The 1,553-nt window shown below is 72.6% G+C and carries 1 protein-coding gene; it reads right to left on the minus strand.

The features are described 5' to 3' along the window. A partial coding sequence (locus tag ABZZ20_RS36835; protein WP_356877424.1) for a beta-ketoacyl synthase N-terminal-like domain-containing protein occupies window positions 1-1,553 on the minus strand: 1,553 nt, incomplete at both ends.

Raw genomic sequence — 1,553 nt, forward strand, 5'->3', positions numbered from 1 at the left:
ATGTTCGACTTGAGGGAGCCCAGCCACAGCGGCTTGTCCTCGTCGCGGCCCTGACCGTAGGTGGCCAGCACGGCCTGCGCCTCGATCGGGTCGCCCAGCTTGGTGCCCGTACCGTGCGCCTCCACGACGTCGACGTCGGCCGTCGTCAGACCGGCCTTCTCCAGCGCACTCTGGATCACGCGCTGCTGGGACGGGCCGTTGGGTGCGGTCAGACCGTTGGAGGCGCCGTCCTGGTTGACGGCGGAGCTCCGGATCACCGCGAGCACCGGGTGGTTGTTGCGCAGGGCGTCGGAGAGCCGCTCGACGACGAGGACTCCGACGCCCTCCGACCAGGCGGCGCCGTCGGCGGCGCCCGCGAAGGACTTGCAGCGGCCGTCCGCGGCGAGGCCACGCTGGCGGCTGAACTCGACGAACATGTCGGGGCTCGCCATCACGGCGACGCCGCCGACGAGCGCCATGGAGCACTCGCCGGAGCGCAGCGACTGGGTCGCCAGGTGCAGGGAGACCAGGGACGATGAGCAGGCCGTGTCCACGGTCATCGACGGGCCTTCGAGGCCCAGCGTGTAGGAGACGCGGCCCGAGATCAGGCTGCCGCCGGTCGTTGCCGCTGCCTCCGTGCCCTGCCCGTAGTCGTGGTACATGACGCCCGCGAAGACGCCGGTCTTGCTGCCCTTGAGGGTGTGCGGGTTGATGCCCGCCCGCTCGATGGCCTCCCAGGAGACTTCCAGGAGCTGGCGCTGCTGCGGGTCCATGATCAGCGCCTCGTTCGGGCTGATCCCGAAGAAGTGCGGGTCGAAGTCGCCCGCCCCGTAGAGGAAGCCGCCTTCGTTGGCATACGTCTTCCCGGGCACGCCGGGCTCCGGGTCGTAGACGCCCTCGACGTCCCAGCCGCGGTCGGTGGGGAAGCCGGAGACCGCGTCCCGGCCCTCGACGACGAGCTCCCACAGGTCCTCGGGCGAGGTGACGCCGCCGGGGAGACGGCAGCTCATCGCGACGATCGCGATCCGGTCGTCTTCGTCCGCCTGCGAGCGGACGGCGGTGGCCGGGCGGGTGTCGGTGCCCAGCGTCGAGCCGCTGACGGCCTCGCCGATGTACCGGGCGACGGCCCGCGCGTTGGGGTAGTCGAAGACGAGGGTGGCGGGGAGCCGGAGCCCGGTGGCCGCCTTCAGCTGGTTGCGCAGTTCCACGGCGCTGAGGGAGTCGAAGCCGAGCTCCTGGAACGCCCGGTCGGGTTCGATGGCGTCGGCCGACTCGTGACCCAGTACGGCGGCCACGTGCGCCCGTGCGAGTTCCAGGAGGGCGCGCTCGCGTTCCTCTTCGGTCTTCCCCGCCAGGCGCGCCGCGAGCTCGCTGGCCGCGCCGGCTCCCGCACCGCTCGCACTCTGTCGCACGCTGCGGCGCTGCGGGGTGGGGGTCGCGGAGCGCAGGAGCGCGGGCAGTTCGTCGGTGCGGGCGCCCAGTGCGGTGCGGTTGATGTGGAGGGGGACGGTGGCGGGCCGGCCGCAGGCGTACGCGGTGTCGAAGAGGGCGAGGGCCTCCTCGGCCCGCAGCGG

Source organism: Streptomyces sp. NPDC006430 (assembly GCF_040612395.1).
In the GTDB taxonomy this organism is placed as follows: Bacteria; Actinomycetota; Actinomycetes; order Streptomycetales; family Streptomycetaceae; genus Streptomyces.